The sequence below is a fragment of the Pseudomonas sichuanensis genome, from assembly GCF_024749065.1.
GTDB classification, from domain to species: domain Bacteria; phylum Pseudomonadota; class Gammaproteobacteria; order Pseudomonadales; family Pseudomonadaceae; genus Aquipseudomonas; species Aquipseudomonas sichuanensis.
The window spans coordinates 1,678,705-1,691,470 of sequence record NZ_CP087185.1 but is presented as its reverse complement, the minus strand read 5'-3'; the positions used below and the strand labels follow the sequence as shown (position 1 = coordinate 1,691,470).

Sequence of the window (12,766 nt, the reverse complement as noted above, 5' to 3'; positions counted from 1 at the left end):
CTGAATTTCACCTCGCACCGTCTTTATTTATGGCGCGGGTGGAACGTATATTAGTTGGCTTTCCAAGCCAGCCAGTCTGGCATGCGCCTCGCCCTTTTCAAACCTTTCACCGGCGGCGCGCCGCGCCTTGTCCAACCAGGATCCCATCATGCAGTTCAGCAAATCGAACAAGCTCGCCAATGTCTGCTACGACATTCGCGGCCCGGTGCTCAAGCACGCCAAACGTCTGGAAGAGGAAGGCCACCGCATCCTCAAGCTGAACATCGGCAACCCGGCGCCGTTTGGCTTCGAGGCGCCGGACGAAATCCTCCAGGACGTGATCCGCAATCTGCCCACCGCCCAGGGCTACAGCGATTCCAAAGGCCTGTTCAGCGCGCGTAAAGCGGTGATGCAGTACTGCCAGCAGAAGGAAATCGAAGGCGTCACCATCGAGGACATCTACCTGGGCAACGGCGTGTCCGAGCTGATCGTGATGTCGATGCAGGCGCTGCTCAACAACGGCGACGAAGTGCTGATCCCGGCCCCCGACTACCCGCTGTGGACCGCCGCGGTGAGCCTGGCCGGCGGCAAGCCGGTGCATTACCTGTGCGACGAGCAGGCCGACTGGTTCCCCGACCTCGAAGACATCAAGGCCAAGATCACCCCGAACACCAAGGCCCTGGTGATCATCAACCCGAACAACCCCACCGGCGCGGTGTACTCCAAGGAGCTGCTGCTGGGCATGCTGGAACTGGCGCGCCAGCACAACCTGGTGGTGTTCTCCGACGAGATCTACGACAAGATCCTCTACGACGAAGCCGTGCACATCAGCACTGCGTCGCTGGCCCCGGACCTGCTGTGCCTGACCTTCAACGGCCTGTCCAAGTCGTACCGCGTGGCAGGCTTCCGCTCCGGCTGGCTGATCATCTCGGGCCCCAAGCAACATGCCCAGAGCTACATCGAAGGCATCGACATGCTGGCCAACATGCGCCTGTGCGCCAACGTGCCGGCCCAGCACGCCATCCAGACCGCCCTGGGCGGCTACCAGAGCATCAATGACCTGGTACTGCCGCCTGGCCGCCTGCTGGAGCAGCGCAACCGTACCTACGAACTGCTCAACGACATCCCCGGCGTCAGCTGCGTCAAGCCGATGGGCGCGCTGTATGCGTTCCCGCGTATCGACCCCAAGGTGTGCCCGATCTTCAACGACGAGAAATTCGCCCTCGACCTGCTGCTGTCGGAGAAGCTGCTGATCGTCCAGGGTACGGCGTTCAACTGGCCGTGGCCGGACCACTTCCGCGTCGTCACCCTGCCACGGGTCGATGACCTGGAGCAGGCGATCGGCCGGATCGGTAACTTCCTGCGCACTTACTCGCAGTAGGTTCGGCTTGATTCTTGGGCTGGCGCTGAAATCGAGCGCCGCCCGCGCGGCGCATCGCTGGCAAGTCGCAGCGGCGAACCGCAGCTCCCACATTTGTTTCGGGCCAGTTACTCCTGTTGTTTCATCGCTGTCCGCCTTGTTGGTACGACGCGGTTTCAGTGTGGGCGTTGCCGCCGCGCCACATGACTCAAGACATGCACCAAGGCGGGCAGCGGTACCCTTACAGGCATAATTGGCCCGAAACAAATGTGGGAGCTGCGGTTCGCCGCTGCGACTTGCCAGCGATGCGCCGCGCGGGCGGCGCTCGATCTCAAAACCAGCCCAACTCCCAAGCCGATCCCCCAAAGAATCCCCTTACATCCTGCAACGCTCTCTCCCACAGCCTCTCAAGCATCCTCTGCCATACTCCCCGCGTACACAGTTTGAAATAGTCGACCGGTTGAAACCGCCAGGCCTCCCCCTTATATACCCCCGCAGTACGCAACAATCTTATCCGTCAGGAGAACGTGACAACCATGATGCGCATTCTGTTGTTTGTAGCCACCAACCTCGCGGTGGTGCTGGTTGCAAGCATTACCCTGAGCCTGTTCGGCTTCAACGGGTTCATGGCCGCCAACGGGGTTGACCTCAACCTGGGCCAGTTGCTGGTCTTCTGCGCCGTGTTCGGTTTCGCAGGTTCACTGGTCTCGCTGTTCATCTCCAAGTGGATGGCGAAGATGAGCACCGGCACCCAGATCATCAGCCAGCCGCGCACCCGCCACGAACAGTGGCTGCTGCAGACCGTCGAGGAGCTGTCCCGCGAAGCCGGCATCAAGATGCCCGAAGTGGGTATCTTCCCGGCCTACGAGGCCAACGCCTTCGCCACCGGCTGGAACCGCAACGACGCGCTGGTCGCGGTATCGCAAGGCCTGCTCGAGCGCTTCTCGCCCGATGAAGTGCGTGCGGTACTGGCCCACGAAATCGGCCACGTGGCCAATGGCGACATGGTCACCATGGCGCTGGTGCAAGGCGTGGTGAACACCTTCGTGATGTTCTTCGCCCGCATCATCGGCAACTTTGTCGACCGGGTGATCTTCAAGAACGAAGAAGGCCACGGAATCGCCTACTTCGTGGCGACCATCGTCGCCGAGCTGGTGCTGGGCATTCTCGCCAGCATCATCGTCATGTGGTACTCGCGCCGCCGCGAGTTCCGCGCCGACGAAGCCGGCGCCCACCTGGCCGGTACCGGCGCGATGATCGGTGCCCTGCAGCGCCTGCGCAGCGAACAGGGCCTGCCGGTGCACATGCCCGATACCATGAAGGCCTTCGGCATCAACGGTGGCCTCAAGCATGGCCTGGCCGGCCTGCTGATGAGCCACCCGCCACTGGAAGACCGCATCGACGCACTGCGCCGCCGCGGCTGATCCAGGGCTTGGGCGAAAAGGGCGACTTCGGTCGCCTTTTTTATTCCTGCATGGTGGCCGTACCGGCCTCATCGCCGGCAAGCCGGCTCCCACTGCGAACGCATCAGCCCAAGCCATGCGCTTACCCTGTGGGAGCCGGCTTGCCGGCGGTGGGGCCGGAGAAGCCACCGTCGCAGTCAACGGGCTATCCGGTAGACCCGCTCCACCAGGCTCGGTACACCAGCGTTCTGAAACTTCGGGCTGTCTGCGAGAATCTGCACCTGCTCGGTTTCCATCACCTGCCAACCCGCAAACCCCTGACGCACTTCGCCATCCCCCACCGAAAACGGCGGCCCGTCGATCAACGACTGGTCGTAGTCCAGCGTCACCAGCAAGCCCTTGCCGATGGCTGGCAATTCATCCAGCAGCGCCATGTAGCGCTCGCGCATCCGGGGCGGCAGGGCAATCAGCGCCGCCCGGTCGTAAAGCCCGGTGCAGCCGGCCACATCCTCGGCCCTCAACGCAAAGATATCCCCGCACCACAGCTCGATCTCGCCACAGCGCCACACCTCGAAAGCGCCCCGCTGGGAAACCTCGGCCACCAGCCCGTGCTCGACAAAGAAGTCTTCCACCGCCCGCCGCGACAGCTCGACGCCAAGCACCCGATAGCCCTGCGCAGCCAGCCACAGCAGGTCCAGGCTCTTGCCACACAAGGGCACCAGCACCTGAGCCCCGACGGCCAGCCCCAACGCCGGCCAGTGCGCCTGCAGGTACGGGTTCACCTGGAGCTGGTGAAAGCCGATCTGGTTGTCCGCCCACCGCTTGTGCCAGAACGCTGGCTCCATGATTCCTCCCGGTTTTTCGATATTTAGCCGTAAAAACTTATATTGGATCTCGATCGTTTCATGATCGAAGATGACAGCATCTTACCTGCCAGGACCTCGCCATGCTGCCCAGCCTGTTCATCTCCCACGGATCGCCCATGCTCGCCCTGCAACCTGGCGCCAGCGGCCCGGCCCTGGCCGCCCTGGCCCGCGTCCTGCCCCGCCCGAAGGCGATCGTGGTGGTGTCGGCCCACTGGGAAAGCCGCGAGCTGCTGGTGACGAGCAACCCCCAGCCCCAGACCTGGCATGACTTTCACGGTTTCCCGCCGGCCCTGTATGCCGTGCAGTATCCGGCACCGGGCGAGCCTGCGCTGGCTCGCCGAGTGGCCGATCTGCTGGGCGCTAAGCTGGACGACAAACGCCCCTTCGACCATGGCACCTGGGTGCCGCTGTCGTTGATGTACCCGGCGGCGGATATCCCGGTGATCCAGGTATCGCTGCCGAGCCAGGCTGGCCCAGCCCTGCAACTGAAGGTCGGCCAGGCACTGTCGGCACTGCGCGAGGAAGGCATCCTGCTGGTCGGCTCGGGCAGCATTACCCACAACCTCGGCGAGCTCGACTGGCATGCCGGGCCGGATGCGGTCGAGCCTTGGGCACTGGCGTTTCGCGACTGGGTGGTGGAGCGGCTGAAGGCAGGAGACCAGGATGCACTGGTGGACTATCGTCGGCAGGCGCCTCACGCAGTGCGCAACCATCCCAGTGACGAGCATCTGTTGCCGCTGTACTTCGCCATGGGCTCGGGTGAGCGGTTCAGCATCGTGCACCAGGGCTTCACCTTGGGGGCGCTGGGGATGGATATCTATCGGTTCGACTGAAGGGCCTCTTCGCGGGTAAACCCGCTCCCACAGGTATTGCGCCGGATTTCAACTTGGCGCTGTACCTGTGGGAGCGGGTTTACCCGCGAAGAGGTCGGTGCAGGCAAAAAAAATCCCCGACCTAGGCCGGGGATTTTTTCATTGCAGCGCCAGGATCAATCCTCGCGGTAGCGGCGCAGCTTCAGCTGCTTACCGGCTACGCGGGTGTCCTTGAGCTTGGTCAGCAGACGCTCCAGGCCATCTTCCGGCAGCTCGACCAGGCTGAAGCTGTCGCGTACCTGGATGCGGCCGATGGCGTCACGCGCCAGGCCACCTTCGTTGAGGATCGCGCCCAGCAGGTTCTTGGCGGCGATACCGTCACGGGCACCCAGGGCAGTACGGCAACGCACGCGGCCTTCGGCCAGCGGCATCGGCGCACGACGCTCGCGGTCACCACTGCGCTCGCTACGCTCACCACGCTCGCCACGCTCACCGGTGCTGCGCTCGCGCGGGCTGTGGGTCGGCACCAGCGGCTGCTCGCGCTCCACCGATGCCAGGTCCAGGGCTTGGCCATTGGTGGCCTTGCGCAGCAGGGCCGAAGCCAGTGCACGCGCGCTGCAACCCAGGTCGGCGGTCAGGCGGTCGAACAACTCGCCGTGGCTGGCCTCGGACTCGGCCACCAGCGGCGCCAAGCTCTTGGTCAGTTTCTTGATGCGCGCATCGAGCACGGCTTGCGGGTTAGGCAGGCGGGCTTCGGCGACCTTCTGGCCGGTAACACGCTCGATAACCTGCAGCATGCGGCGCTCACGCGGGGTGACCAGCAGCAGCGCACGGCCTTCGCGACCGGCACGGCCGGTACGGCCGATACGGTGCACGTAGGACTCCGGGTCGTACGGCATGTCAACGTTGAACACGTGAGTGATGCGCGGTACGTCCAGGCCACGGGCAGCGACGTCGGTGGCGACGACGATGTCCAGGCGGCCATCCTTGAGCGAGTCGATCACGCGCTCACGCTGGTTCTGGGCGATGTCACCGTTCAGTGCGGCAGCCTTGTAACCCTTGGCATCCAGCGCGGCGGCCAGGTCCAGGGTGGCTTGCTTGGTACGCACGAAGGCGATCAGCGCGTCGAACTCTTCCACTTCCAGCAGGCGCAGAACAGCCGGGATCTTCTGGTCGGCATGGACCATCAGGTGGGCCTGGTCGATCGCGGTGACGGTCTGGGTCTTGCTCTGGATCTTGACGTGCTTCGGCTCGCGCAGATGGCGCTCGGCGATCGAACGGATCGAAGACGGCAGGGTGGCGGAGAACAGCACGGTCTGGCGCGAGGCCGGGATGGCATCGAAGATCACTTCGAGGTCATCCATGAAGCCGAGCTTGAGCATCTCGTCCGCTTCGTCCAGTACCAGGTACTGCACGGTGGACAGGACTTTCTCGTCGCGACGCAGGTGGTCGCACAGACGGCCAGGGGTAGCGACGACGATTTGCGCGCCGTTACGGATGGCACGCAGTTGTGGGCCCATCGGGGCACCACCGTAAACAGCCACCACGTTAACGCCCGGCATCTGCTTGGCGTAGGTTTCGAAAGCGGTAGCAACTTGCAGCGCCAACTCACGGGTTGGCGCCAGGATCAGGGCTTGCGGTTCGCGCTTGCTCACGTCGATCTTGTTGAGGATCGGCAGGGCGAAGGCAGCGGTCTTGCCGGTGCCAGTCTGCGCCTGGCCGATCATGTCGTGACCGGCGAGGATGATCGGGATCGACTGTTGCTGAATGGCCGACGGCTCTTCGTAGCCGGTGGCCACAACGGCAGCAACAATATTCGGATTGAGTTCGAGAGCGGCGAATCCGCCGGTTTCCTGGGTCATGGGTCTGCCTCTAGGTGCATCCGCAAAGACCCATGCTCCAAAGCTGCACATGCCTTGAAAGACCAAAAGGTCACCCAGGCAGCTTTGGCGGCGGGGATTTGCGAAAACGATTGAAAATGGGAACGTCTTGGGAAAGTCCGACTAGCGGACGCGCAGCCGAAGCTGGGTTCGGAGGATTTGCACCACCTGATTTGCGGCCCGCTAAAAGACCGGCGCGTACTATATACGAATTCGGTGAGAACCGTGAGAAATATTTCTGAAGGAAAGGCCAGTATCGGGCCATCGAACCGGGTGGGCTGAATCGATTCCCTTTTACATCCGTCTCGGCCTCTTCGCGGGTAAACCCGCTCCCACAGGTCAGCACTGGCTCGGGACTCCACAGCCCCTGTGGGAGCGGGTTTACCCGCGAAGAAGACGACGCGGTTTTCAGGTAGCCGGCCGAACCGCCTTGATCAGGTATTCCAGCGAGTAGCCCAAGCGAGGCGCCAGCGCCTCGGCCCGGGCGCGCAGGCTGTCGATGTCCAACTGCTGATCCAGATCGGCTGGCACCAGCAGGATCACGTTGCCCTCCTTCACCGGCAACTCCCAGTAATGGCGGTGGTATAGCCCGCGCAGCAAGGCGGCACCCAGTGGCCTGCCGTCATCGCTGGCCCACTGGTTGATCACCAGCCAGCCACCCGGGTTGAGCTGCTTCTGGCAGTTTTCCAGGAACGTCCAGGCCAGGTGGCCAACACCGGGACCATGGTCGGTATAGAGGTCGACAAAGACCAGGTCGGCCTTTTCCGCCGTCGGCAGCAGTTCCATGGCATCCCCCACCCGCACGTACAACCGCGGGTCATCGTCCAGGCCCATGAACTCCATGGCCAGGCGCGGCACGTCAGGGCGCAGCTCGATGGCCTCGACATCGTCCAGCGGCAGGTACTTGAGGCACGCTTGCGTCAGGGTGCCGGCGCCGAGGCCGAGGAACAGCGCACTCTCGGGCTGTTCATGGCACAGCGCGCCGACCAGCATGGCGCGGGTGTAGTCGTACTCCAGCCAGCTGGGGTCGGCGGTAAAGGTGCAGCTCTGCTCGATGGCGTCGCCGAACTCGAGGAAGCGGTAGTCCTCCACCTCGTACACGCTGATGACGCCAAAGGCGTCCTCCACCCGTGCCAGCAGCCGCTCTTCCCGCTCCGTCGCCATCCCACCACCGCCTGCGCAAAACGCGCATTGTCCGCCAATGCCGGTGGTGCAACAAGCACGTCGGCGGCTGTACCATGGCAGCTACGCCTGAACCGACACTTATAGATAGAGCCTGTGATGACCCAACCCTGGAGCCCTGACAGCTGGCGCGCCCTGCCGATCCAGCAGCAACCCGTCTACCCGGACGCCGCCCACCTGCTGAAGGTGGAGCAGACGCTGGCCAGCTATCCGCCGCTGGTGTTCGCCGGCGAGGCCCGTGAACTGCGCCGGCAGTTCGCCGAGGTCACCGAAGGCCGGGCGTTCCTGCTCCAGGGCGGCGACTGTGCCGAAAGCTTCGCCGAGTTCTCGGCGGCGAAGATCCGCGACACCTTCAAGGTGCTGCTGCAGATGGCCATCGTCATGACCTTCGCCGCCGGCTGCCCGGTGGTCAAGGTCGGGCGCATGGCCGGCCAGTTCGCCAAGCCGCGCTCGGCCAACGATGAAACCATCGGCAACGTCACCCTGCCCGCCTACCGCGGCGATATCGTCAACGGCATCGGCTTCGACGCCGCCAGCCGCGTGCCCGACCCCGAGCGCCTGCTGCAGGCCTACCACCAGGCCACGGCCAGCCTCAACCTGCTGCGCGCCTTCGCTCAGGGTGGCTTCGCCGACCTGCACCAGGTGCACAAGTGGAACCTGGACTTCATCGCCAACTCGGCGCTGGCCGACAAGTACCACCAACTGGCCAACCGCATCGACGAAACCCTGGCGTTCATGCGCGCCTGCGGCCTGGATACCGCGCCACAGCTGCGCGAAACCAGCTTCTTCACCGCCCACGAAGCGCTGCTGCTCAACTATGAAGAAGCCTTCGTGCGCCGCGACAGCCTGACCGGCGACTACTACGACTGCTCGGCGCACATGCTGTGGATCGGTGACCGCACCCGCCAGCTGGACGGCGCCCATGTCGAGTTCCTGCGCGGCGTGCACAACCCGATCGGGGTGAAAGTCGGGCCGAGCATGGACCCCGAAGAGCTGATTCGCCTGATCGACGTGCTCAACCCGGACAACGACCCGGGCCGCCTCAACCTGATCGTGCGCATGGGCGCCGGCAAGGTCGGCGCGCACCTGCCGGGGCTGATCCGTACCGTCGAGCGCGAAGGGCGCAAGGTGCTGTGGAGCTCAGACCCGATGCACGGCAATACCATCAAGGCCAGCAGCGGCTACAAGACCCGCGACTTCGCGCAGATCCTCGACGAGGTCAAGCAGTTCTTCCAGGTGCACCAGGCCGAGGGCAGCCATGCCGGCGGCATCCATATCGAGATGACCGGGCAGAACGTCACCGAATGCATCGGCGGCGCCCGACCGATCACCGAAGACGCCCTGTCCGATCGCTACCACACCCATTGCGACCCGCGCATGAACGCCGACCAGTCCCTTGAGCTGGCCTTCCTGATCGCCGAAACCCTCAAGCAGGTACGCCGCTGAGCAATGCCTGACGCAGCCGGCTGCCCTCGGCGCGAGGGCAGTTGAGCTGTACCTGCTCAAGCCCCAACCAAGCGGCCAGGCGCCGCAACTCGATGGCCAGCGCCTGGTAGCCCTCCTCGTCCAGCCCTGGTTCTTCTTCATGCACCGTGTGCACCGCCAGCCGCCCATGGGCGCGCTCGGCACGCAGGTCCAGGCGCGCGGCAATGCGCTCGCAGTGCAGGAAAGGCAGCACGTAATAGCCGTACACCCGCTTGTGCGCCGGGGTGTAGATTTCCAGCCGGTAGCGGAAGTCGAACAACCGCTCGGTGCGGCTGCGCTCCCAGACCAGCGAATCGAACGGCGACAGCAAGGCGCTGGTGTGGATGCGCCGGGGGATGCGCGGCGTGCCCGCCAGATAAGCGGGTTGCTTGCAGCCCTGAACCGAACAGGCCTGCAAGCGCCCGTCCGCCAGCAATTCGGCCAGGGCTGCCTTGCTGTGCTGGGGTGACAGGCGAAAATAATCGCGCAGGTCCTGTTCGGTGGCCACGCCGAGCGCGTTGGCGGCATGCAGCATCAGGCCCTGATGGGCTTCGGCCTCGCCGGGCACCGACTGGTCGAGAATGGCGGCGGGCAGCACCCGCTCGGGCAGGTCATACAGGCGCTCGAAACCGCGGCGCCCGGCCACCGTCACCTCGCCTGCGGCGAACAGCCATTCCAATGCGTGTTTCTCTTCGCTCCAGTCCCACCAGGGGCCAGCGCGTTCCTCGCGGGTCGACAGGCTGCCAGCGCCCAGTGCGCCGCGCTCGGCCACCGCCGCCAGTACGCGTGCAATCACCTCGGGACGATCACGGCCAAAGGCCGCGAGCTGCCGATAGATGCCCCGGCCTTCCCGGGCCTGGGCCATGCGCCAGCGCATCAGCGGGTACAGCGCAAGCGGCAGCAGCGAGGCTTCATGGCCCCAGTATTCGAACAGCCGGCGCTGGCGACGCGTGCCCCAGGCGAGCTGGTCGAGCGCCGCCTGCGGGTAATCGCCAAGGCGCGAGAACAACGGCAGGTAGTGGGAACGGACCAGGGCATTGACCGAATCGATCTGCACCACACCCAGGCGCTGGAATGTGCGATTGAGGCTGGCGAGCGTGGTCGGGGTATCGGGGGACTTGCCGAAGCCTTGGGCGGACAGCGCCAGGCGGCGGGCCTGCTGGATGGACAGTTCGAGGGGCAAAGCCTGTACCTCCGATTGATCTGCAACCCTTCTTGTGTCTGCACCATAGCATTCGCGGCTAAAGCCGCTCCCACAGGTTCACCGATAGCCCGCAAGCAACGGTTTTCCTGTTGGAGCGGCTTTAGCCGCGAAGAGGCCGGCGAAGCCTTCACCCCCTGACTTGCGCAGCGGATCTTCCAAAAAGTGCCGGTCGGCCCCCACAGTTTCACCGCTAGCCCGCAAGCAGCGGTGTTTCTGTGGGAGCGGCTTTAGCCGCGAAAAGGCCGGCGAAGCCTTCACCCCCTGACTTACGCAGCGGATCTTCCAAAAAGTGCCGGTCGGCCCCCACAGGTTCACCGCTAGCCCGCAAGCAGCGGTACTCCTGTGGGAGCGGCTTTAGCCGCGAAGAGGCCGGCGAGGCCTTACCCCCTCACTTGCGCAGCGGTTCTTCCCAAAAGTGCCGGTCGGCCCCACAGGTTCACCGCTAGCCCGCAAGCAGCGGTACTCCTGTGGGAGCGGCTTTAGCCGCGAAGAGGCCGGCGAGGCCTTACCCCCTCACTTGCGCAGCGGATCTTCCCAAAAGTGCCGGTCGGCCTCCTGCTGGATATCCGCCCGCGACAGCCCCAGGTCGTGCAGCGTCGCATCGCTCAGGCGCGCCAGTTCATCGCGCTGGCGGTGCAACTCGTACCAGCGCAGGAACAGCCCGCCGGCACCGTGCAGCAGATGGTTCAGGGCCGATACCGGCTGGTGAGCAACATTGAAATGACCTTTCATCTTGACGCCCTCCGTGTGGATGGCCTCAGTCTCTGCCCAGGCCTAAGATCAATCCAACGAATGTTTCTGATGCCATGCATCTCGGAGATTGATGCAATGTCCCAGTATCAGAGTCTCGATGCCGACGTGCTGCGTACCTTCGTCGCCATTGCCGAGCAAGGCGGCTTCACCCGCGCGGGTGAAGTGGTCAACCGCACCCAGTCGGCGGTCAGCATGCAGATGAAGCGCCTGGAGGAAGACATCCTGCAGCGCCAGCTGTTCGAGCGCGACGGCCGCCAGGTGCGCCTGACCGCCGAGGGCGAGGTGCTGCTGGGTTACGCCCGGCGCATCCTCAAGCTGCATGGCGAAGTGTTCAATACATTGCGCATGCCGCACATGGTCGGGGTGGTGCGCATCGGTACCCCGGACGACTATGCCATGCGCTACCTGCCCGGCATCCTCACCCGCTTCGCCCAGGCCTACCCGCTGATCCATGTCGAGGTGCATTGCGACTCGTCGAAACAGCTGATGCTGCGCCAGGACCTGGACCTGACCATCGTCACCCGTGAACCCGGCAATGAAATCGGCCAGCTGCTGCGCCAGGAACGGCTGGTGTGGGCGGCGGCCCGAGGGTACTGCCCGCAGGAACAGCGGCCGATGCCGCTGGCGCTGTTCAACACCGACTGTTTCTGCCGCGCCTGGACCTGCAATGCCCTGGAGCAACAGGGCATCGAATACCGTATCGCCTACACCAGCCCCAGCCTGGCGGCGATCTTCGCCATCGTCAGCGCCGGGCTGGCGGTGACCGCGCAACTGCACAGCCTGGTCGGCGGCGATCTGCGCATCCTTGGCGAGGACGATGGCCTGCCGCAACTGCACATGGCCAATGTGATGCTGCTGCGCAACGCGCAACAGCAGTCGCCGATCACCGATTGCATGGCCGAGTTCATTGTCGAAGGGTTCAAGTAGCACGTAGAAACCATCGCGGGGCAAGCCCGCTCCCACGCTTGCGACTGTGGGAGCGGGCTTGCCCCGCGATCGGGCTAAAGCTCGAACCCAAGCATCACCGCACACACCACCAGGAACACACAGAACAGCGCGCGCAGCACCTTCTCCGGCAAGGCATGGGCCAGTTTCACCCCCCAACTGATGCTGAGCAGGCCGCCCACCGCCAACGGGATACCGACGCTCCAGTCCACGCTCTGATGCACCCCATAGGTCAGCAAGGTCACCGTGGTACTCGGCGCCGCCAGCGCCAGCGACAAGCCCTGGGCCACCACCTGGGTGGTGCCGAACACGCTGGTCAATATCGGCGTGGCCACCACGGCCCCCCCCACACCGAACAGCCCGCCCATGGTCCCAGCGAAGCTGCCCAGCACACCCAACCACGGCCAGGGGTAACGCAACTCGCTGCTCGGCGGCCTCACCCGCAGGAACATCCGCGCCACGTTCCACACCGCCAGCGCCACCAGGAAGCCGACGAAGCCCAGGCGCATCGACTGGGCATCGATGCCCACCGCCCAGATCGAGCCCAGCCAGGCGAAGAGGAAGCTGCACAGCGACAAAGGCACGGCATGGCGCAGCTCGATGCGGTTGCGCTGGTGGTAGCGCCACAGCGCCAGCAGCACGTTCGGCACCACCATCACCAGCGCGGTGCCCTGGGCCAGTTGCTGGTCAAGGCCGAACAGCACGCCCAACGCAGGGATGGCGATCAGCCCGCCACCGATGCCGAACAACCCACCCATGGTGCCTAGCGCGGCGCCCAACACGATATACATCAACCACTCGATCATCAGCGCCTCATCCGCCTGCTCCTGAACAATGGCTGCATGCTACCCAGTCGCGGCTGGCGGGGAAACGCATAGCAGCGCACAATGGCTGTGCGCCTTACGCATAAGCAGACCT

General features: G+C 64.5%; 11 protein-coding genes. 5 read left to right on the top strand and 6 right to left on the bottom strand.

The window, feature by feature from the left end; genetic code table 11:
* The first annotated feature begins 148 nt into the window (after window positions 1-148).
* Together LOY51_RS07830 and htpX are read left to right on the top strand one after the other, a co-directional pair.
* On the top strand, window positions 149-1,360 hold the full coding sequence (locus tag LOY51_RS07830; RefSeq protein ID WP_125463198.1) for a pyridoxal phosphate-dependent aminotransferase: 1,212 nt from the start codon (window positions 149-151) through the stop codon (window positions 1,358-1,360).
* A gap of 515 nt (window positions 1,361-1,875) precedes the next feature.
* The gene (htpX, locus tag LOY51_RS07825) at window positions 1,876-2,763 is read left to right on the top strand and encodes a protease HtpX (RefSeq protein ID WP_125463197.1); all 888 of its coding nucleotides are present in this window, start codon (window positions 1,876-1,878) and stop codon (window positions 2,761-2,763) included.
* A 176-nt stretch (window positions 2,764-2,939) separates the two neighbouring features.
* Here htpX and LOY51_RS07820 read toward each other — a convergent pair whose 3' ends face one another.
* Complete coding sequence (locus tag LOY51_RS07820; RefSeq protein WP_258645571.1) at window positions 2,940-3,587, bottom strand: thiopurine S-methyltransferase; 648 nt, start codon at window positions 3,585-3,587, stop codon at window positions 2,940-2,942.
* 101 nt (window positions 3,588-3,688) lie between these two features.
* On the opposite strand from LOY51_RS07820, the gene LOY51_RS07815 reads away from it, so the two are divergent.
* Window positions 3,689-4,441, top strand: a complete 753-nt coding sequence (locus LOY51_RS07815; protein WP_258645569.1) for a DODA-type extradiol aromatic ring-opening family dioxygenase — start codon at window positions 3,689-3,691, stop codon at window positions 4,439-4,441.
* A gap of 155 nt (window positions 4,442-4,596) precedes the next feature.
* Here the strand turns inward: LOY51_RS07815 and LOY51_RS07810 are convergent, their stop codons facing one another.
* Window positions 4,597-6,282, bottom strand: a complete 1,686-nt coding sequence (locus tag LOY51_RS07810; RefSeq protein ID WP_508134341.1) for a DEAD/DEAH box helicase — start codon at window positions 6,280-6,282, stop codon at window positions 4,597-4,599.
* A gap of 426 nt (window positions 6,283-6,708) precedes the next feature.
* Window positions 6,709-7,464 carry a spermidine synthase gene (locus LOY51_RS07805; RefSeq protein WP_258645568.1) on the bottom strand — a complete coding sequence of 252 codons (756 nt, stop codon included), beginning with the start codon at window positions 7,462-7,464 and terminating at the stop codon, window positions 6,709-6,711.
* Between the two features lie 117 nt (window positions 7,465-7,581).
* Between LOY51_RS07805 and LOY51_RS07800 the strand changes: the two genes are divergently transcribed.
* Window positions 7,582-8,928, top strand: coding sequence for a class II 3-deoxy-7-phosphoheptulonate synthase (locus LOY51_RS07800; protein WP_110996494.1), 1,347 nt, complete (start codon window positions 7,582-7,584; stop codon window positions 8,926-8,928).
* Here the strand turns inward: LOY51_RS07800 and LOY51_RS07795 are convergent.
* Window positions 8,909-10,129 carry a winged helix-turn-helix domain-containing protein gene (locus LOY51_RS07795; protein ID WP_258645566.1) on the bottom strand — a complete coding sequence of 407 codons (1,221 nt, stop codon included), beginning with the start codon at window positions 10,127-10,129 and terminating at the stop codon, window positions 8,909-8,911. The two genes, LOY51_RS07800 and LOY51_RS07795, sit on opposite strands and share 20 nt — an antisense overlap.
* 534 nt (window positions 10,130-10,663) lie before the next feature.
* Window positions 10,664-10,882, bottom strand: a complete 219-nt coding sequence (locus LOY51_RS07790) for a DUF1127 domain-containing protein (protein WP_258645564.1) — start codon at window positions 10,880-10,882, stop codon at window positions 10,664-10,666.
* Between the two features lie 96 nt (window positions 10,883-10,978).
* Here LOY51_RS07790 and LOY51_RS07785 point away from each other — a divergent pair, with 96 nt between their 5' ends.
* Window positions 10,979-11,830 carry a LysR substrate-binding domain-containing protein gene (locus LOY51_RS07785; protein ID WP_258645563.1) on the top strand — a complete coding sequence of 284 codons (852 nt, stop codon included), beginning with the start codon at window positions 10,979-10,981 and terminating at the stop codon, window positions 11,828-11,830.
* Between the two features lie 74 nt (window positions 11,831-11,904).
* Here the strand turns inward: LOY51_RS07785 and LOY51_RS07780 are convergent, their stop codons facing one another.
* Window positions 11,905-12,654, bottom strand: coding sequence for a sulfite exporter TauE/SafE family protein (locus LOY51_RS07780; RefSeq protein WP_125857865.1), 750 nt, complete (start codon window positions 12,652-12,654; stop codon window positions 11,905-11,907).
* Window positions 12,655-12,766: the final 112 nt, after the last annotated feature.

Bases quoted from the DNA above. Each gene is read 5' to 3' on its own strand.
- LOY51_RS07830 (WP_125463198.1), top strand. From the start codon at position 149: ATGCAGTTCAGCAAATCGAACAAGCTCGCCAATGTCTGCTACGACATT.
- htpX (WP_125463197.1), top strand. From the start codon at position 1,876: ATGATGCGCATTCTGTTGTTTGTAGCCACCAACCTCGCGGTGGTGCTG.
- LOY51_RS07820 (WP_258645571.1), bottom strand. From the start codon at position 3,587: ATGGAGCCAGCGTTCTGGCACAAGCGGTGGGCGGACAACCAGATCGGC.
- LOY51_RS07815 (WP_258645569.1), top strand. From the start codon at position 3,689: ATGCTGCCCAGCCTGTTCATCTCCCACGGATCGCCCATGCTCGCCCTG.
- LOY51_RS07810 (WP_508134341.1), bottom strand. From the start codon at position 6,282: ATGACCCAGGAAACCGGCGGATTCGCCGCTCTCGAACTCAATCCGAAT.
- LOY51_RS07805 (WP_258645568.1), bottom strand. From the start codon at position 7,464: ATGGCGACGGAGCGGGAAGAGCGGCTGCTGGCACGGGTGGAGGACGCC.
- LOY51_RS07800 (WP_110996494.1), top strand. From the start codon at position 7,582: ATGACCCAACCCTGGAGCCCTGACAGCTGGCGCGCCCTGCCGATCCAG.
- LOY51_RS07790 (WP_258645564.1), bottom strand. From the start codon at position 10,882: ATGAAAGGTCATTTCAATGTTGCTCACCAGCCGGTATCGGCCCTGAAC.
- LOY51_RS07785 (WP_258645563.1), top strand. From the start codon at position 10,979: ATGTCCCAGTATCAGAGTCTCGATGCCGACGTGCTGCGTACCTTCGTC.
- LOY51_RS07780 (WP_125857865.1), bottom strand. From the start codon at position 12,654: ATGATCGAGTGGTTGATGTATATCGTGTTGGGCGCCGCGCTAGGCACC.